Annotated in this window: 14 protein-coding genes, 1 tRNA gene and 1 riboswitch; of the genes, 2 read left to right on the top strand and 13 right to left on the bottom strand. The window is 71.5% G+C overall.

Going from position 1 to position 18565, the window contains the following annotated elements:
- Positions 1-66 precede the first annotated feature (66 nt).
- Positions 67-1251: a 4-hydroxybenzoate 3-monooxygenase gene (locus tag ACIG3E_RS13030; protein ID WP_399614947.1), complete on the bottom strand. Its 1185-nt coding sequence runs from the start codon at positions 1249-1251 to the stop codon at positions 67-69.
- A 233-nt stretch (positions 1252-1484) separates the two neighbouring features.
- Positions 1485-1567: transfer RNA gene (locus ACIG3E_RS13035), tRNA-Leu, on the bottom strand.
- 530 nt (positions 1568-2097) lie between these two features.
- Between ACIG3E_RS13035 and ACIG3E_RS13040 the strand changes: the two genes are divergently transcribed.
- Entirely contained in the window at positions 2098-2871 is a 774-nt protein-coding gene (locus tag ACIG3E_RS13040; RefSeq protein WP_399614949.1) for an ABC transporter ATP-binding protein, read from the top strand.
- A 101-nt stretch (positions 2872-2972) separates the two neighbouring features.
- On the top strand, positions 2973-5492 hold the full coding sequence (locus ACIG3E_RS13045; protein WP_399614951.1) for an ABC transporter permease: 2520 nt from the start codon (positions 2973-2975) through the stop codon (positions 5490-5492).
- 49 nt (positions 5493-5541) lie between these two features.
- On the opposite strand, the gene ACIG3E_RS13050 is transcribed toward ACIG3E_RS13045, so the two are convergent.
- The 11 genes from ACIG3E_RS13050 to ACIG3E_RS13100 all read right to left on the bottom strand — a co-directional run bounded on the left by ACIG3E_RS13050 (position 5542) and on the right by ACIG3E_RS13100 (position 18390).
- Positions 5542-6894 carry a class I SAM-dependent methyltransferase gene (locus ACIG3E_RS13050; RefSeq protein WP_399614953.1) on the bottom strand — a complete coding sequence of 451 codons (1353 nt, stop codon included), beginning with the start codon at positions 6892-6894 and terminating at the stop codon, positions 5542-5544.
- Between the two features lie 238 nt (positions 6895-7132).
- Positions 7133-8518 (bottom strand): NAD(P)/FAD-dependent oxidoreductase, encoded by a 1386-nt coding sequence (locus tag ACIG3E_RS13055; RefSeq protein WP_399614956.1) that lies wholly within the window; start codon positions 8516-8518, stop codon positions 7133-7135.
- A 444-nt stretch (positions 8519-8962) separates the two neighbouring features.
- Positions 8963-9919: an exopolyphosphatase gene (locus ACIG3E_RS13060; protein WP_399614958.1), complete on the bottom strand. Its 957-nt coding sequence runs from the start codon at positions 9917-9919 to the stop codon at positions 8963-8965.
- 202 nt (positions 9920-10121) lie between these two features.
- Positions 10122-10643 carry a DUF501 domain-containing protein gene (locus tag ACIG3E_RS13065; protein ID WP_399614960.1) on the bottom strand — a complete coding sequence of 174 codons (522 nt, stop codon included), beginning with the start codon at positions 10641-10643 and terminating at the stop codon, positions 10122-10124.
- Positions 10644-10673: 30 nt separating this feature from the next.
- On the bottom strand, positions 10674-11171 hold the full coding sequence (locus tag ACIG3E_RS13070) for a septum formation initiator family protein (RefSeq protein ID WP_399614962.1): 498 nt from the start codon (positions 11169-11171) through the stop codon (positions 10674-10676).
- Positions 11172-11269: 98 nt separating this feature from the next.
- A complete protein-coding gene (eno, locus tag ACIG3E_RS13075; RefSeq protein WP_172385041.1) occupies positions 11270-12556 on the bottom strand; it encodes a phosphopyruvate hydratase in 1287 nt (428 codons plus the stop codon).
- Positions 12557-12817: 261 nt separating this feature from the next.
- Entirely contained in the window at positions 12818-13558 is a 741-nt protein-coding gene (locus ACIG3E_RS13080; protein ID WP_399614965.1) for a transglycosylase family protein, read from the bottom strand.
- A 4-nt stretch (positions 13559-13562) separates the two neighbouring features.
- Positions 13563-13748, bottom strand: a riboswitch (cyclic di-AMP (ydaO/yuaA leader).
- A gap of 191 nt (positions 13749-13939) precedes the next feature.
- Positions 13940-15052 carry a transglycosylase family protein gene (locus tag ACIG3E_RS13085; protein ID WP_399614966.1) on the bottom strand — a complete coding sequence of 371 codons (1113 nt, stop codon included), beginning with the start codon at positions 15050-15052 and terminating at the stop codon, positions 13940-13942.
- A 127-nt stretch (positions 15053-15179) separates the two neighbouring features.
- Positions 15180-16475, bottom strand: coding sequence for a cytochrome P450 (locus ACIG3E_RS13090; protein WP_399614968.1), 1296 nt, complete (start codon positions 16473-16475; stop codon positions 15180-15182).
- Between the two features lie 148 nt (positions 16476-16623).
- Complete coding sequence (locus ACIG3E_RS13095) at positions 16624-17601, bottom strand: nucleoside triphosphate pyrophosphohydrolase (protein ID WP_399614971.1); 978 nt, start codon at positions 17599-17601, stop codon at positions 16624-16626.
- A 150-nt stretch (positions 17602-17751) separates the two neighbouring features.
- Positions 17752-18390, bottom strand: coding sequence for a SurA N-terminal domain-containing protein (locus ACIG3E_RS13100; protein WP_399614973.1), 639 nt, complete (start codon positions 18388-18390; stop codon positions 17752-17754).
- Positions 18391-18565: the final 175 nt, after the last annotated feature.

Here is an 18565-nt window from a genome sequence, read left to right on the forward strand (position 1 = left end):
AGAACGCGCGGGACCGGGCACGCTGTTCCCGACCCGCCCGCGGACCCCCCTATCGGGTGGTGTCGGTCACAGTACGCCGTCCAGGGGGCGGCCCGTATAGGCATCGGCGAGGTCCGCGCGGGCCGCGCGCGAGGTGGCGACGCGGTCGAGCTGGGCGAGCTGGAGGCGGTCGTCGAAGGGGGTGGCGTCCGGGTGCCGGTGCAGCAGGGCCGTCAGCGCGTTCGAGAACCGCTCGGCCTGCCAGACGCGGCGCAGGCAGGTCGCGGAGTACGCGTCCAGGAGCGCGGGGTCGCCGGTGCGCGCGTGCGCGACGAGGGCGCGGGCGAGGGTGGCGACGTCGCCGACGGCGAGGTTGAGGCCCTTGGCGCCGGTGGGCGGCACGATGTGGGCGGCGTCCCCGGCGAGGAAGAGCCGTCCGTGGCGCATCGGCTCGTGCACGTAGGAGCGCAGGGGCGTGACGGACTTCGCGGTGAGGGGGCCGCGCGCGAGCCGCCAGCCGTCGTCGGTCTCGCAGCGGCGCTCCAGCTCGTCCCAGATCGCCGTGTCGCTCCAGGCGGCCGGGTCGGTGTCCGCGGGCACCTGGAGGTAGAGCCGGGAGACCGTGGGCGAGCGGTGGCTGAGCAGGGCGAAGCCGCGGTCGTGGCGGGCGTAGACCAGCTCGTGGTGCGAGGGCGGCGCGGCGGCGAGGACTCCGAGCCAGCCGAAGGGGTACGCGCGCTCGTACGTGCGCGCCACCGCGGCCGGTACGGCGGCGCGGGCCACGCCCCAGAAGCCGTCGCACCCGGCGACGTAGTCGCACTCCAGGGTGCGCTCGCGGCCCTCGTGGCGGTAGCGGACGCGCGGCCGGTCGGTGTCCGCGTCCTCCACGGCGAGCGCGCGGGCGCCGAAGAGCAGCGGGGCGTCGTCCTGGAGCCGCAGGGCGATGAGGTCCTTGCACACCTCGGTCTGCGCGTAGACCCGCACGGACCTGCCGCCGGTGAGCGACGGGAAGTCGACGCGGTGCCTGCGGCGGTCGAAGCGGAGCTCGATGCCGTCGTGCCGCGTCCCCTCGCGGTCCATGCGCTCGCCCGCGCCCGCCGCGCGCAGCACCTCGGCGGTGCCGTGCTCCAGGATTCCGGCTCGTTGGCGGCCCTCCACGTGGGCCCGGTCGCGGGCCTCGAGGACGGTGGTGGCGAGGCCCGCGCCGTGCAGGAGCCGGGCCAGCACGAGCCCCGCGGGGCCCGCCCCGATGATCCCCACCTGCGTCCGCATCCGGGGAGTCTCCGGCCACCCTGCCGCAGGTGTCAACGGGCCCTGCCGGGAGCCTCCGCTTCCTGGGGGCTCCGCCCCCAGACCCCCGCTCCTCAAACGCCGGAGGGGCTGGATTTCCAGCCCAGCCGCGGTGATCAAGAGCGCGCCCGTCGGCAGTAGTTGACACTCCGTCAGCAAAGGGGGCTCGACATGGAACGCCCCAGGTCAGGACGGTCAGCTGGAGGTGGCGGAGGTGCCCGGAACCGGACTTGAACCGGTACGCCCATGAAGGGCAGCGAGGTTTAAGCTCGCCGTGTCTGCATTCCACCACCCGGGCAGGCCGTAGGCTCCGCATCAAGGCTTCGACCCTATCGGGAGGCATCCCCCGAATAGCGGAACGGCAGCCCGACGTTGTCTTATTTTATTGACGCCTGAGGGTGCATCAGCACCTGGTACGCGCCGGTGGTACTTGCCCCGGGCCGCACCGGCCAAGGCCCGCGCACACGAGGGAATTGACGGAATTTAGCCCTCTCCGTGCCCCGTGCGGCAGGCGCTCCCCGCCCGCCCCCGCGAGGGCCGCGCACCGTTGTGCGCCGCCCCCGCGCACACCGTCGGCCAGCCAGTGCCCCGAGCGCTTCCCCCGGTCGTGTCCCACCGGTTCCCCCGGTCGTGTGCACGGGGCCGGACCGGACGTGCCCGGGCCCCACGTCTCAGGGGTGCCCGTCATCCCCAGGTATGACACGCACGCCCCGAGTCCGACCGCAGTCGCCCCCGGAACCGGGAGCAGCGGCTGACTACGCGGCCCTCCTTCGACAGGACGATGGATGGAGTCCCCCCGACACGTCGTCCCGACAGGAGCACCTCCCCGTGACCACCACCACTCCCTTCGCCGCCCACGCCACCGCCGTGGCCGCGCGCGCCACGGATCTGTCCAAGGTGTACGGCCAGGGCGAGACCCAGGTGGTCGCGCTCGACCGGGTCTCCGTCGACTTCGGGCAGGGCCAGTTCACCGCGATCATGGGCCCCTCGGGCTCCGGCAAGTCCACCCTGATGCACTGCGTGGCCGGTCTGGACAGCTTCAGCTCCGGCTCGGTGCGCATCGGCGAGACCGAGCTGTCGACGCTGAAGGACAAGCAGCTCACCAAGCTCCGCCGGGACAAGATCGGCTTCATCTTCCAGGCGTTCAACCTGCTGCCGACGCTGACCGCCCTGGAGAACATCACGCTCCCCATGGACATCGCGGGCCGCAAGGTCAACAAGCAGTGGCTGGAGCAGGTGATCTCCATGGTGGGCCTGGCCGGGCGCCTCTCCCACCGGCCCACCGAGCTCTCCGGCGGTCAGCAGCAGCGCGTCGCCGTGGCCCGCGCGCTCGCCTCCCAGCCCGAGATCATCTTCGGTGACGAGCCGACCGGAAACCTCGACTCGCGCTCCGGCGCCGAGGTCCTCGGCTTCCTCCGCAACTCCGTGCGCGAGCTCGGGCAGACCGTCGTCATGGTCACCCACGATCCGGTGGCCGCGTCGTACGCGGACCGCGTGATCTTCCTCGCGGACGGGCGGATCGTCGACGAGATGCACCAGCCGAGCGCTGAGCGCGTGCTTGACCGGATGAAGGACTTCGACGGTCGGGGTCGCGTCAGCTAGTGCCCCGGCTGCGGACCGGTTGTGGCTGGTCGCGCAGTTCCCCGCGCCCCTTCGGGCGCCCCCCTTCCCGGCTCGCCCGCCCCTCACCAGGACTCACACCCATGTTCCGTACTGCCCTGCGCAACGTGCTCGCGCACAAGGCCCGGCTCTTGATGACCGTGCTCGCCGTCATGCTCGGCGTCGCGTTCGTCTCCGGCACGCTGGTCTTCACCGACACCTTCGGCTCCGCCTACAAGAACAAGTCGGCGAAGAGCTTCGACCACGTCTCCGTCGCCGTCCGTCCTGACGGCGGCTCCCACGACGACGACGGCCAGGAGGCCAAGCAGAAGCCCCGGCTCACCGACGCCCTGCTCGGCAAGGCCAAGCAGCTGCCCGGCGCCGACTCCGCGATCGGCGCGTACTCCGGCTTCACCGCCGTCGCCGACAAGGACGGCAAGCTCGTCGGCGGCGAGTGGGGCACCACGGGCTCCAACTACTACCCCGGCAAGGGCGGCAAGGACCCGCGCTACGACTTCACCGCGGGCCACGCCCCGAAGTCCGCGGCCGACATCGCCCTGGACAGCCGTACCGCCGACCGCGCCGGATACAAGGTCGGCGACACCGTCCGCTACTCCACCGACGGCCCCGTGAAGACCGCGAGGATCTCCGGCGTCTTCGACACCGACGACGGCAGCGTCGTCGCGGGCGGCAGCCTCGTCGTCTTCGACAACGACACCGCGCGCAAGGTCCTCGGCAAGTCCGAGTACGACGAGATCGACGTGAAGGCCGCCGCGGGCACCAGCGAGTCCGCCCTGAAGAACGCCGTCGAGAAGCTCCTGCCGAAGGACACCGAGGCGGAGACCGGCGCCTCGCTGAAGGACGAGCAGGACCGGATGATCGAGCAGAACACCAGCGCCATGAGCCAGGTGCTGCTGATCTTCGCCGGGATCGCGCTGTTCGTCGGCATCTTCATCATCGCCAACACCTTCACCATGCTGGTCGCCCAGCGCACCAAGGAGCTGGCCCTGATGCGGGCCGTCGGCGCCTCGCGCCGCCAGGTCACGCGCTCGGTCCTGATCGAGGCGTTCATCGTCGGCCTGGTCGCCGCCGTCGCGGGCTTCGCGCTCGGCATCGGCGTGGCCGTGGGCCTGGAGTCCCTGATGAACGCGGGCGGCGCCTCGCTGCCCGACGGGCCCCTGATCGTCGCGCCCACGACGATCGTGGTCGCGCTGCTCATCGGCGTCGTCGTGACGATGCTGGCCGCCTGGCTGCCCGGCCGCCGCGCCGCGAAGATCCCGCCGGTCGCCGCCATGAACAGCGTCCACGCCTCGCCCACCATGCGCGGCCTGGTCGTGCGCAACACCATCGGCTCGATCATCGTCGCGCTCGGCGTGGTCATGCTCTTCATGGAGGACAACTACGTGATCGCGGGCGGCGCCGCCGTCGTCCTCGTCGGCGTCATCGTCCTCACGCCGCTGCTCTCCCGCCCCTTCATCGCCGCCTCGGGACCGCTGCTCAAGCCGTTCGGCGTCACCGGCAAGCTGGCCCGCCTCAACTCGGTGCGCAACCCGCGCCGCACGGCCTCCACCGCCTCGGCCCTGATGATCGGCCTGACCCTCATCACGGCGATGACGGTCATCGCGACCTCGCTGGGCAGCGCCATCAACAAGATGGCCGCCGGTTCCCTGAAGGCCGACTACACCGTCTCGATGGCCAACTACCAGCCGCTGAGCCCGCAGGTCCGCGCCGACCTGGCCAAGCTGCCCGACGTCGAGGCGTCCAGCCCGCTGCGCTCCACCTGGGGCGAGGCCGACGGCACGTCCACGCGGATCACCGGTGTGGACCCGAAGTCCTTCGGCAAGCTGGTCGCCCTCGACTACACCAGCGGCTCCGCCGCCGGTCTCAAGAGCGACAGCGTGCTCGTCGACGACGGCACCGCGAAGAAGAAGGGCCTGAAGGCGGGCGACACCGTCCCGGTGAAGTTCGACGACGACAAGACGGTCCGCCTGACGGTCGCGGGCGTGTACGAGTCGAACGAGATGCTCGACGGCCTGTTCACGCCGACGGCCGTGGTCGACCCGCACCTCAACAAGATCGCCGACCAGCAGGTCCTGCTGAAGATGAAGGACGGCGTGAGCGACGCGTCGGAGGACGCCGTCGTCAAGGCCCTCGGCGACAACCCCGCCATCAAGATCCAGGACAAGGACGACATCAGCAACGAGATCGGCGGCGCCATCAACCTGATCCTCAACATGCTGTACGGCCTGCTCGCCATGGCGATCCTGGTGGCGGTCCTCGGTGTCATCAACACCCTGGCGATGTCCGTCTTCGAGCGGAAGCACGAGATCGGCATGCTCCGCGCGATCGGCCTCGACCGCGCGAAGATCAAGCAGATGGTGCGCCTGGAGTCCGTCGTGATCTCCCTGTTCGGCGCGGTGCTCGGCGTCGGCCTCGGCCTGTTCCTCGGCTGGGTCGCGGGCGACAGCATCTCCGGCTCGGTGAAGACGTACACGATGGAGATCCCCGCCGGGCGGATCCTGGTCTTCCTCGCCATCGCGGCGGTGGTGGGCGTGCTCGCGGCGGTGTGGCCCGCGCGGAGCGCTGCGCGGCTCAATCCGTTGCAGGCCATCAAGTCCGACTGACGTCGGGCTGTGCGGGGCCCTGGGCGCTGATGCGCCCGGGGCCCCTTTTTCAGTGCTTCGGCTGCGGGTCCGTCGTGGCTTGTCGCGCAGTTCCCCGCGCCCCTTCGGGGCGCCAGTCCCGGGCGCGTAGCGGCATGTTCGATCTGCCGTCCTCCGGGGTTCTGACCGCCAGGACCTGGTTGACGCCGATGCGGTTGCGCTCGAAGGCCAGGGCCGACGCGGCCATGTAGAGGCGCCAGACGCGGGCGCGGCCCGGCGTCGTCAGGCGCTGGCCCCGCTTCCAGTCGGCTTCCAGGTTGGCGACCCAGCGGCGCAGGGTGTGGGCGTAGTGCTCGCGGATGGACTCCACGTCGCGGACCTCGAAGCCCGCGCGCTCCAGGAGGCCCACGGTGGTGCCGAGCGGGGCCAGTTCGCCGTCGGGGAAGACGTAGGCGTCGATGAACTCGTCTACGGAGTACGCCGCCTCGTCGCCCAGGGGGCGGCGTGCGATCTGGTGGTTGAGCAGCCGCCCGCCGGGCTTGAGGAGGGTGTGCAGGTCGCGCGCGTAGTCCAGGTAGCGGTCGGAGCCGACGTGTTCGGCCATGCCGATGGACGAGATCGCGTCGTACGGGCCGTCGCGCACGTCGCGGTAGTCCTGGACGCGGATCTCGACGCGGTCGGTCAGGCCCTCCTCGGCGATGCGCTTGCGGGCGTACGCGGCCTGCTCGCGGGAGAGCGTGACGCCGACGACGCGCACGCCGTGCTCGCGGGCGGCGTGGATGGCCATGGAGCCCCAGCCGCAGCCGACGTCGAGGAGGCGCATGCCGGGCTTCAGGCCGAGCTTGCGGCAGATCAGTTCGAGCTTGTCGCGCTGGGCGTCCTCCAGGGTGCTCCCGGGCTCCTCGAAGTAGGCGCAGGAGTAGACCATGGAGGGGCCGAGGACGAGCTCGTAGAAGTCGTTGCCGACGTCGTAGTGGTGGCTGATGGCCTGCTTGTCGCTGCGCTTGGTGTGCCGGTGCAGCCTGCCCCGCTTGCTCATCTCCTCGCGCGGCACGGGCGGCGGCACGAACGGCGCGGCGAGCGCGAGCAGCGAGCGCACGGCGGCGCGCACGCGCGGGTCGCGCAGCGACCGCCGCAGCGTGGGGGCGTCGTCGGCGCGCTCCCAGATGAACTCGGCGAGCAGGTCGAGGGCTTGGTAGAGGTCGCCGTCGACGTCGAGGTCCCCGGCCACCCAGGCCCGGGCGAGCCCCAGCTCCCCCGGCTTCCACAGCAGCCTGCGCAGCGCGCGCCGATGCCGTACGACGAGGACGGGTGCCCCCGGCGGACCGTCCTCCGAGCCGTCCCAGGCACGGATCCGAACCGGCAGCTGGGCTCCCAGCACCTGTTCGGCAATGTCCTTCAGCCGCGAAGCGGCGTCCTGCATGGCACACACCTCCGCAATGGGGTACGCCGGAACGGTCCGACTCCACGTAAACACCCCCGGCACGTCCGCGCAGTCCCGTCACGGCGTCACGAATCGGCAAAATACGTGTAGGTGACATGAAAATCGGCCGACGGGAAGCGCTCCTTCCCGTTCTTCCCACCGGGACGCGAAAAACCCGAAGGGCCCCCGCTCCACGGATAGCGGGGACCCTTCGGGTCAGTGCGGCGTGCGCCGGAGCCTAGGAGGCCTTGGCCTTCTCCTCGACCGGAGCGGCGGCGGCCGGCTTGGGCGCGGGCTTGGCGGCCTCGTAGAACTCCTCGCGCGGGGTCTCCATCGCGCCGAGGGAGACGACCTCGCGCTTGAGGAACATGCCGAGGGTCCAGTCCGCGAAGACGCGGATCTTGCGGTTGAACGTCGGCATCGCCATGCCGTGGTAGCCACGGTGCATGTACCAGGCGAGACGGCCCTTGAGCTTGATCTTCATCTTGCCCATGACGATCATCGCGACGCCCTTGTGCAGGCCGAGACCCGCGACCGCGCCCTTGTTGGCGTGGCTGTACTCCTTCTGCGGGAAGCCCCGCATGCCGGAGACCACGTTGTCGCCGAGGACCTTGGCCTGGCGCAGGGCGTGCTGGGCGTTCGGCGGGCACCAGGCGTTCTCGTTGCCCGCCTTGCGGCCGACGAGGTCCGGGACCTGGGCGTTGTCGCCCGCGGCCCAGATGTAGTCGGTGCCCTGGACCTGGAGGGTCGTCTGGGTGTCGACGTGGCCGCGCGGGCCGAGCGGGAGGCCGAAGCGGGCGAGCGCCGGGTTCGGCTTCACACCGGCGGTCCACACGATCGTGTTGGAGTCGACCTCGAGGCCGTTCTTCAGCACGACGTGGCCGTCGACGCAGGAGTCCATGGAGGTGGAGAGGTAGACCTCGACGCCGCGGCTCTCCAGGTGCTCCTTGCCGTACTGGCCGAGCTTCGGGCCGACCTCCGGCAGGATCTTGTCAGCCGCGTCGACCAGGACGAAGCGCATGTCGTCGCGCGACACGGTCTTGTAGTACTTCGCCGCGTCGCGGGCCATGTCCTCGACCTCGCCGATGGTCTCGGCACCGGCGAAGCCACCGCCGACGAAGACGAAGGTCAGCGCCTTGCGGCGGACCTCCTCGTCGGTCGTGGAGTCGGCCTTGTCCAGCTGCTCGAGCACGTGGTTGCGCAGGCCGATGGCCTCCTCGATGCCCTTCATGCCGATGCCCTGCTCGGCGAGGCCGGGGATCGGGAAGGTGCGGGAGACCGCGCCCATCGCGATGACCAGGTAGTCGAACGGCAGCTCGTACGCCTCGCCCACGAGGGGGGCGATCGTGGCGACCTTGCGGTCCTGGTCGATGGTCGTGACCCGACCGGTCAGCACCTCGGCCTTGGGCAGCACGCGTCGCAGCGGGACGACGACGTGCCTCGGCGAGATGCTGCCGGCGGCGGCTTCGGGGAGGAAGGGCTGGTACGTCATGTACGAGCGCGGGTCGACGACCGTGACGGTCGCCTCGCCGTAGCGCATCTTCTTGAGAATGCGACGAGCTGCGTACAGGCCTACGTACCCACCGCCTACTACGAGGATCCTGGGACGCTCCGTGGTGCTCATGCCATTGAGTATCCACCCCCTCGGAGGGGGTCGCTCGTGCGCCCCTTCACAAGGATGGGTGGGGCCTCTGCTACACTTCGCCGCCCACGTGACGGAGGTCATGACACCTCAGGGGAACCAGCCGGTGCCGCGAGTCGTTGTCAACCCCTCGTGAGCAGCCACTCCGGGCCGCAACGCCGGGTGAACCAGTCCCCCGTTCACACCCCCGTAACACCTGCGATGCCCCTCGAGCGTCAGCCTCGCGCCTTCAAAACCCCGCCTGCGGACCCGAAACTCCTCGGAACCACGCCCTACCGGACCGTTTTCCTTGTGAAGAACTTCACGAACTTTCCCGACGGAGTGTCGCCGCCGGGCCGCCGAAGCCGCCCGACGGCTGCTCAAACGGCATCCGCCCCGCTCAAGCGGTGATCCGCGGGGCCGCGCCGAGGGGGTCCGCGGGGGCGGCTAGGCGTCGAGCTCCTCCGCCACCTTCCAGGCGATTCCGTCCAGGATGTCGTGTTCGCTCACGACCACCTCGCGGGCGCCGACCCGCTCCATGATCGAGAGCAGCACGAGGGCGCCCGCCGCGATCACGTCGACCCGGCCCGGGTGCATCACGGGGATCGCCGCGCGCTCGGCGTGCGTCGAGTGCGTGAGCCGCTCCACGATCGCCTTGACCTGCTCGTACGAGACGCGCGAGTGGTGGATCGCGGCGGATTCGTACGCGTCGAGGCCGAGCGCGATCCCGGCCACCGTGGTGACCGAGCCCGCGAGCCCCACCAGGGTCCTCGCCTCGCGCAGCGGGACCGTCTCCTCGGCGAGGTCGAGCGCCGCGGCGATGTCCGCGCGGACGGCGGCGAGCTGCTCGGCCGTCGGCGGGTCGGTGACGGCGCCATCGCGCACGAAGTGCCGCTCGGTCATGCGGACGCAGCCGACGTCCACGGAACGGGCCGCCCGGACGCCCGCGTCGCCCACGACGAACTCCGTGGAGCCGCCGCCGATGTCCACGACGAGGTAGGGCGTCTCCAGGTCGGCGCGGCCCGTCAGCTCCTTGGTGGCGCCCGTGAAGGAGAACTCCGCCTCCTGGTCGCCGCTGATCACCTCCGGCTCGACGCCGAGGATGTCCAGGACGCCGCGGACGAACTCCTCGCGGTTCTCCGCGTCGCGCGACGCGGAGGTCGCCACGAAGCGGGTGCGCTGCGCGCCGTGCTCCTTGATGACGGCGGCGTACTCGCGGCAGGCCGCGAAGGTCCGCTCCAGGGCCTCCGGGGCGAGACGGCCCGTCTTGTCCACGCCCTGTCCGAGACGGACGATCTGCATGCGGCGGTCGAGGTCGACGAGCTCGCCCGTGGCCGGGTCGGCGTCCGCCACGAGGAGCCGGATGGAGTTGGTACCACAGTCGATGGCGGCCACACGGGTCACGCTGGGTGCTCCTTTGCTTTGCCGGTTGCGCGGCGGTGAGGGGCTGTGCCCACCGGTTCCGCCCCGCGGAACGATTGCCCACAGCGAGAAGACGGACGATCAGGCGCTCCGCGTCGGGGCCGGTCCTCGCGCAGCCGGGGCTTTCGGGTGGGTGGGCGGCGGGGAGGGATCCCGCCGCGGTAGCGGCGGGTACGGGAACTGCTCAGCCGTCGGCGGGCGAGACGCAGGGGCCCTTGCGCCACCACTCCGGGAGCATGGCGATGGCCTCGTCGCCGAGGGGGTTCACGCCGGGGCCCGCGGCCAGGGAGTGGGCGACCAGGACGTGCAGGCACTTCACGCGGTCCGGCATGCCGCCGGCCGAGGGAAAGCCCTCCAGGACCTCGATGGAGTCGCGCCGGGCGATGTAGTCCTCGTGCGCCGCGCGGTACGCGGCGGCGAGCTCCGGGTCGGCCGCGAGCCGCTCCGTCATCTCCTTCATCACGCCGTTGGCCTCCAGCGTGCCGATCGCGGAGGCCGCGCGCGGGCACGACAGGTAGAACGTCGTCGGGAACGGCGTGCCGTCCTCGAGCCGGGGGGCCGTCTCGACCACGTCCGGGTTGCCGCAGGGGCAGCGGTGCGCGATGGCCCGCAGGCCGCGCGGCGGGCGGCCCAGCTGCGCCTGGAACGCGGCAATGTCGGCGTCCGTGGGCGCGGTGGACTCGGTCTGGGGCGGGGGCGTTTCCATGCCTGTCTTTCGGTGGGTGCGAGGGTCGGATCAGTTGTCGTCGGGACGGCCCGCGGCGCCGGAGCCGTCCGCCTTGTCGATGCCGTCCCAGACGTTGGAGTACCAGGGCCGGTCGGTGCCGCCGCCGTCGGGGCGGTGGCGTTCGGCGGCCTGGGGGTCGATCACCGTGAAGCCGGTCTCGCCGGGCATCACGTAGTGCAGCCGGTCGCGGATGCGCTGCTCGGCGTAGGCGTCGTCCTGCCAGCGGGCCTTCTCGTCGCGCAGGCGCTCGACGTTCTCGCGGTGCTCGGCCTGCTTCTGCCGCTGCTCGGCGATCTCGGCGCGCTGCGAGACGTACTGCCGCATCGGGTAGGCGAGCGCGACCACCAGCGAGCACACCACGAGGACGAGCAGCGCCGCGCGCCCGGTGAGCCGGGAGCGGCGGGCCTGGCGCTTGGTCTGGGAGCGGTAGACGCGCTCCGCGGTCTGCTCGCCGAGCAGCTTGAGCCGCGTCGCGGTGGAGAACCGGTCGCGGTTCTTCACGGCCATGTCCGCCTCCCCAGTACGTGCGTACGTCCCCGCACACGGTACGGGACCGAGTACGGGGACGTACGTACGACTGGCTAGGCCTTAGCCCTGGAAGCGGCTCAGCCCTTGAAGCGCGGGAACGCGCTGCGGCCCGCGTACACCGCGGCGTCGTCGAGGATCTCCTCGATGCGAAGCAGCTGGTTGTACTTGGCGACGCGGTCCGAGCGGGCCGGGGCGCCGGTCTTGATCTGGCCGCAGTTCACCGCGACGGCGAGGTCGGCGATGGTGACGTCCTCGGTCTCGCCGGAGCGGTGGGACATCATGCACTTGAAGCCGTTGCGCTGGGCCAGCTCGACGGCGTCCAGGGTCTCGGTGAGCGAGCCGATCTGGTTGACCTTGACGAGCAGCGCGTTGGCGGCGTCCTCGTCGATGCCGCGCTGGAGGCGCTCGGGGTTGGTGACGAAGAGGTCGTCGCCGACGATCTGGACCTTGTCGCCCAGCTTCTCGGTGATGATCTTCCAGCCGTCCCAGTCGTCCTCGTACAGCGGGTCCTCGATGGAGACCAGCGGGTACGCGGAGACCAGCTCGGCGTAGTAGTCGGTCATCTCGGCGGCCGAGCGGGACTTGCCCTCGAACTCGTAGGAGCCGTCCTTGTAGAACTCGGACGCGGCGACGTCGAGCGCCAGCGCGATCTGCTCGCCCGGGACGTAACCGGCCTGCTTGATGGCCTCGACGATGAGGTCGAGGGCGGCGCGGTTGGACTCCAGGTTCGGCGCGAAGCCGCCCTCGTCGCCGAGGCCGGTGGACAGGCCCTTGCCCTTGAGGACCTTCTTCAGCGTGTGGTAGACCTCGGCGCCCCAGCGCAGGGCCTCGGAGAAGGACTCCGCGCCGATCGGGGCGATCATGAACTCCTGGATGTCGACGTTGGAGTCCGCGTGGGATCCGCCGTTCAGGATGTTCATCATCGGCACCGGCAGCAGGTGCGCGTTCGGACCGCCGAGGTAGCGGAAGAGCGGCAGGTCGGAGGCCTCGGAGGCGGCGTGGGCCACGGCCAGGGAGACGCCGAGGATGGCGTTGGCGCCGAGCGAGCCCTTGTTGTCCGTGGCGTCCAGGTCGAACATGGCCTGGTCGATCAGGCGCTGCTCGGTGGCGTCGTAGCCGACGAGCTCCGGGCCGATCTGCTCGATGACGGCGAGGACGGCCTTCTCCACGCCCTTGCCGCCGTAGCGGTTGGCGTCTCCGTCACGGAGTTCGATGGCCTCGAAGGCGCCGGTGGAGGCGCCGGACGGAACGGCGGCACGGCCGGTGGAGCCGTCGTCGAGGCCGACCTCGACCTCGACCGTGGGATTGCCTCGGGAGTCCAGGATTTCCCGGGCTACGACGACGTCGATGGACGGCACGAGCATCTCCTTATGGGGTGTGACGCGGGGTACGCGGGGGTACTAGGGGCCGCGCTGGCCCCTGCGACACGAGCCTAACCGGCTCCGGGGCATCGGCCATCCGACCGCCCAGCACATGGACGGGCCGACGGACCGCACGCGGATAGTTCCCTCAGCAAACAAACTACCGGACAAAAAGGTACCGCCCCGGTGCGTCGGGGGGACGCGCACCGGGGCGGTAGCCCATGGGGACGGGGTGGCTCCGGGCGCTGCCGGGGCCGGGGCGGGTCAGCTGAGGTGCAGCTGCTGGCCCGGGTAGATGAAGTCGGCGTCGGAGACGATGTCGTCGTTCAGCTGGTACAGCTTCTGCCAGCCGCCCTTGACGTGGTGCTCCTGGGCGATCTTGGACAGGGTGTCGCCGGACTCGACCTTGTACTCGCCGTCGCCCTTCTTCACGACCTTGCCGGTCGGGGTCTGGACGGTCTTCTTCTCGACCTGCGGCGCGGCCTGCTGCGGCTGGTGCTGCGGCTGCGGCTGCGGCTTGGGAGCGGCCTGCTGCTGCGGCTGCGCCTGCTGCTGGGGCTTCGGCTTGGCCTGCTGCTGCGGCTGCTGCTGGCCACCGCCGGAGGAGCCGCCGCCGGTGTACGGCGAGCTGGACAGGCCCACGCCGCACTTCGGCCAGGCACCCTTGCCCTGGCCCGCGAGGACCTTCTCGGCGATCTCGATCTGCTGGGCCTTGGACGCCTTGTCGGCGGTCGGCGCGTACTTCGTACCGCCGTACGCGGCCCAGGTGGAGGCGGAGAACTGCACGCCGCCGTAGTAGCCGTTGCCGGTGTTGATGGACCAGTTGCCGCCGGACTCGCACGCGGCGACGCGGTCCCACTCGGCCGGGGTGGCGGCGTTGGCCGTGCCGGCCGCCATCAGCGGGGCGGCGACAGCGGCACCGGTGACACCGACGACGGTGGCGGCGCGGGTGGCCTTGTCGAGCTTGGTCGGACGACGGTGCTTGCCCTTGCCGGAACGCAGCATGAAGTGATCCCCTCACCGACGCCTGCGAGGTGAGCTGTCGGGTTCGGGCGGGTGAGTGCCCGGCCGCACGTCCTAGCGCGCGACTTCACCCCTAGCCGTGTCCGTGCGTCCCGCGGTCTGGCGACCGCTCAACGTCCGGGCCCGGCACTTACCTTGGGTCCCCCGCTCCTGCCTTCGGCGCTCGAAGCGACGACTGTTCCCGTCCGGCCGTTGGCAGGATTCGGCGTACCGACCGGCGGGGCCCGCTGTGGCGAGCGGTCATGACCGTAGTCAGGCAATCATCCGAATTTCAAAGACGATCAGGGCTTCTGAGACCCATCTCTCACTTGCCTCTCACCGTCTTTAAACCGGACATTCATCGCGAACTGCCGGGCTTTCGGCCTACTTCCCGCCCGGCTCCCCCTCGGTCACTTCCTTGTCGTCCGCGCCCAGTTCGAGCCGCTGACCGGGGAGGATGAGGTCCGGGTCGGAGCCGACGGTCTTCTTGTTGCCCGCGTACAGATCCGACCAGCCGCCGTCAAGGTCGTGGCTGTCGGCGATCGCCGAGAGGTTGTCGCCGGAGCGGACCGTGTACGTGCCCGCGGGGCGCTCGGCGCCGGGGACGTCCCGCGCGTCGCCGCGCGAGGCGTGACGGCCGGGGCCGGTGTCGCCGGACGGGGCGTTCTCGTCGGCGCGGTCGCCGCGGTGGCGGCCGGAGGAGCCGTTCCGCGACGCGTCGTCCGTGCCGGGCCCGGCACTGTCGGACTCCCGCGGCGAAGCGCTGTCGTCCGCACCGGACTTGTCGGAGCCGTCGGCGGCGGGCTTGCGGTGCTTGCCGCCGCGCCCGTCGCTCTTGCCGCCCTTCTCGCCCTTGCCGCCCTCGTCGGCGCGGTCGGCGCCGCCGTCCCGGCTGTCCGCTTCGTGACCCTTGTCTCGCGCGTCGGCGGAACTCCCGGGCTTCTCGGCCCTGTCGGAGTCGTCCGCGTCCGTGGCGGCGCCCTCGCGCTCGCCCTTCGCGTCCTTCTCGCCCTTGCGCTCGTCCTTCTCCTTGCCCTCGTCCTTGCCGGACGTCGTGGACCCGTCGGAGTCCGCGGGGCGCGGCGGGGTCGTGGGCAGGCCCGGGTCGACGTCGGCGGCCGCGCCGCCCGTCGTCAGGCCCGCGGCCGGGGCGCAGTTCGGCCAGGCGTCGGGGCCGCGGTCGGCGAGCACGTTCTCGGCGACGTGGATCTGCTGGGAACGGCTCGCCTGGTCGGCGGTCGGCGCGTAGGAGAGGCCGCCGTACTGCTCCCAGGTGTCCTGGGTGAGCTGGAGGCCGCCGTAGTAGCCGCTGCCCTTGGCGCTCCACGCGCCGCCGCTCTCGCACTCCGCGACCTTGTCCCACGTCTCGGCGTCCGCCGCGCTCGCGCTCGACGCGCCGAGGAGCGGGAGGGCGATGGCGGATCCGGTGACGCCCGCCGTGACGAGGATCGCCGGGACCTGGCGGGGGCGACGGTGACGGCCTTGGCCGGAGAGCATGCAGGTGCCTTTCGTGGACGACAGGTCGGGCGCGGCGCGAGCGCGAGCGCGCGGGTGCCGGGCCGTCGTGAACGTAGCGGCACTCGAACGCCAGTCACAAGTCGGTTCAGCCGAGATCACGCGAAAGTCACATGGTTGACGGCCCATCAGCACGGGTGACCCGCGGGGCGGGTGTGAAACGCACCGGCAAGGTCCGCAGGCCCCGCATGATGAGCCCGCCGCGCCACCTCAACTCCTCCGGGGCCACGGCCAGTTGCAGGTCGGGCAGGCGCCGCAGGAGGGTGGCCAGGGCGGTCTGGCCCTCCAGGCGGGCCAGCGGGGCGCCGAGGCAGTAGTGGATGCCGTGGCCGTAGCCGAGGTGCTGGTTGTCACGGCGCGAGAGGTCGAGGCGGTCGGGCTCGGCGAAGCGGTCGGGGTCGCGGTCGGCGGCGGCGAGCACGACGAGCACCGGGTCGCCCGCCGCGATGTCCTGGCCGCCGATGCGCAGCGGCTCGGTGGCGAACCGCCAGGTGGCCAGCTCGACGGGGCCGTCGTAGCGGAGCAGTTCCTCGATGCCGGTCTCCAACAGGCCCGTCTCGCCCGCGTCGAGGGACTCCTGGAGCGTCTGGCGCTGTTCGGGATGGGTGAGCAGGGCGTACGTACCGTTCCCGATGAGGTTCACGGTCGTCTCGAAACCGGCGAACAGCAGGATGAAGGCCATCGCCGCGGCCTCGTTCTCGGTGAGGTGCTCGCCGTGGTCGGAGGCGCGGATGAGGCCGGAGATCAGGTCGTCGGCGCCCTCGTCCGCGAGGGTCTCCCGCTTGCGGTGGATGAGCTCGGCGAGGTAGCCGCGCATCTTCTTCACCGAGCGCGCCACGCCGCCGCGTGGGCCCCCGCCGTGCCGGATCATCATCCCGGCCCAGTCCCGGAAGTCGTCCTGGTCCTCGCGCGGTACGCCGAGCATGTCGCAGATGGCGTAGATCGGCAGCGGGAACGCGAACTCGTGGATGAGGTCGGCCTCGCCCCGCTCCGCGAACCCGTCGATGAGCTGGTCCGTCAGCTCCTGCACCCGGGAGGCGAACTCCGCCACGCGGCGCGGCGTGAACGCCTTCGACACCAGGCGGCGCAGCCGGGTGTGGTCCGGCGGGTCGATGTTCAGCAGATGCGTCATCAGCTCGGCCTTGCGCTCGCCCGGGATGCCGGTCTTGCCCTTGGCGTGCGCGGGCTCGTCGTGGTGGGCCGGGTTCTTGCTGAGCCGCTGGTCGGCGAGGGCCTGCCGCGCGTCCGCGTAGCGGGTGACCAGCCAGGCCTCCACGCCGCTCGGCAGCCGCCGCCGGGTCACGGGGGCGTGTTGGCGGAGCCAGGCGTACGCGGGGTAGGGGTCGCTGGCGAACTCCCAGGTGAAGAGGTCGGGCTCGGGGAGGGCGGGGGGCTTGTGGTGCATGCGCTCGACGGTAGCCGCCCGTCCCGCGTGGGACGCCCCAGGCCCGCCCTTTCCCGATTCCTGGGGGCTCCGCCCCCAGACCCCCGCTCCTCAAACGCCGGAGGGGCTGGATCCCTGCCGCTTGCGGCACCGTCCAGCCCCGCGAGGGTTACGCCGTTTCCGCCGTGCGGATCGCGTCGCGGTAGGCGCGGGCCGCTGACCGGAGGGCGGCTTCGGGGTCGACCCCGGTGGACTCCGCGTGGACGGCCATCGCCAGGAGTTCGTAGCCGATGCCCTCGCCCGTCGGCAGGGGGACGTCCAGGGCGGCCGTGCGGGCGCGGGACGCGAGCTTGGCGGCGAGGGCGAGGCCCGGCTGGCCGAGGGGGATGCCCTCCGTCACGGAGTCGCGCTGCTTCTCCACTGCCTTGGTGCGTAGCCAGTGCGCCTTGACCTCCTCGGGCGTCGACGCGGTGTCGTCGCCGAAGACGTGGGGGTGGCGGTGGATGAGCTTGTCGACGATGGTGCCCGCCACGTCGTCGACGGAGAAGGGCGCTTCCTCGTCCTCCTCCGCGATGCGCGCGTGGAAGACGACCTGGAGCAGGACGTCGCCCAGCTCCTCGCGGAGCTCCTCGCGGTCGCCGTCCTCGATCGCCTCCACCAGTTCGTACGCCTCCTCGATGCCGTACTTCGCGAGGCTCTTGTGGGTCTGCCGCGACGACCAGGGGCACTCGGCCCGGATGCGGTCCATGACCTGGACGAGGTCGAGGAGGCGGGCGCCCGGCAGGTCGTACGAGGCGGGGAGCAGCTCCAGGTCCGGCATGGCGTGGCGGCCGGAGCCCGCGAGCCGGGCCAGGCCGTCCGTCAGCGGGCGGTCGCCCTCGGCCGTGGCCACGACCAGGACGGTGCGGCCGCCCGCGCAGGCGCGCACCAGCTCCTCGGCGGTGGGCTCGGCGTGCTTGACGTCGACGCCCGCCTCGCGCAGATACGGCAGCTGCGGATGGGCGGCGTCGGCGCACAGCACGTCGTCGGCGCCGTGCAGGGCCTGCCAGGCGGGCCAGGACAGGAGGCCGGGGGCTACGCGGTGGCTGGTGGTGAGCAGGACGACGCGCCCCGCCGAGATTTCGTTCACCGCTCGAACGTAACCCACGCGTCCGACAGCGGGCGGCCCTGGCGGTACGCCCCCTCGAACGCCGGACGGGCTAGAAGATCTCGGCTGCGGCCCGGCGGACGGATTCAGCCCGTCCGGCGTTTGAGGACGAGCGCGCCAGCGCGATGCGGGGCGCCGCCGCGCGTGCGGTCAGGCCGCTGCTTCGCGGAGCCAAGGCGTCTTCGTGTCGACGCGCTTGTTCTGGGCCGTGTCCCACGTGCCGTAGCGCGGGTTCACATCGACGTCGAGCTTCTTGGAGGCCTTGGACAGGGCGGCCCAGAAGGTGTCCTGGCCCGCCTTGGAGGTCATGTCGGCGCCGAGCCTCGCCGACAGCTTCCGGGCCTCGATCTCCGTGCGGATGCTGTCGTCGAGGCGCTTGGGCGCGACGCTGTACTGCTGGAGCCAGCCCGCCTCCAGGGCCTTGCGGCCGCCCGCCTGCTTCGCCATGTCGGCGCGGGTGGTCTGGATCTCCTTGCGGGTGACGGTCACCCCGGCGTCGCGCGCGGCGCGGTGCAGGACCCGGTCGAGGACCATCGTGTGCAGCGTGTTGCGGGTGAGGCTGCCGGTCTTGGCGATGACCTGCTCGTACTGCCGGTCGTCGGGGACGGCGGCGCGCTGCGCGGAACGCACCTCGTTCACCCGGTGTTCGAGCTGCGCCACCGTGATGCGGTCGTCGCCCACGACGGCCGCGGCGCCGGGGCGTGCGTCACTGCCGCAGGCGGTGAGGAGCGGGGCAGCGGCGACGGCCGCGGCGGAGAGGAGGAGCGCGGTGCGACGGCGGCGGTGCAAGTTGGCCTCCCGGTGGAGAGATTGTGCTTCGCTGCACAAAGTCTTGCGGTGATCGATGGTAGGCAGCGGTGGTCGTCTCGGCCACCCTTCCCCCAGAACTCGTCCGGTTCGTTCAGGGGGACGCGCCACCACCAACGACTCACCGGGAGTTGGGGCACCCCCGGCGCCCGGAATC

This window comes from Streptomyces sp. NPDC053474 (assembly GCF_044544845.1).
Classification (GTDB): domain Bacteria; phylum Actinomycetota; class Actinomycetes; order Streptomycetales; family Streptomycetaceae; genus Streptomyces.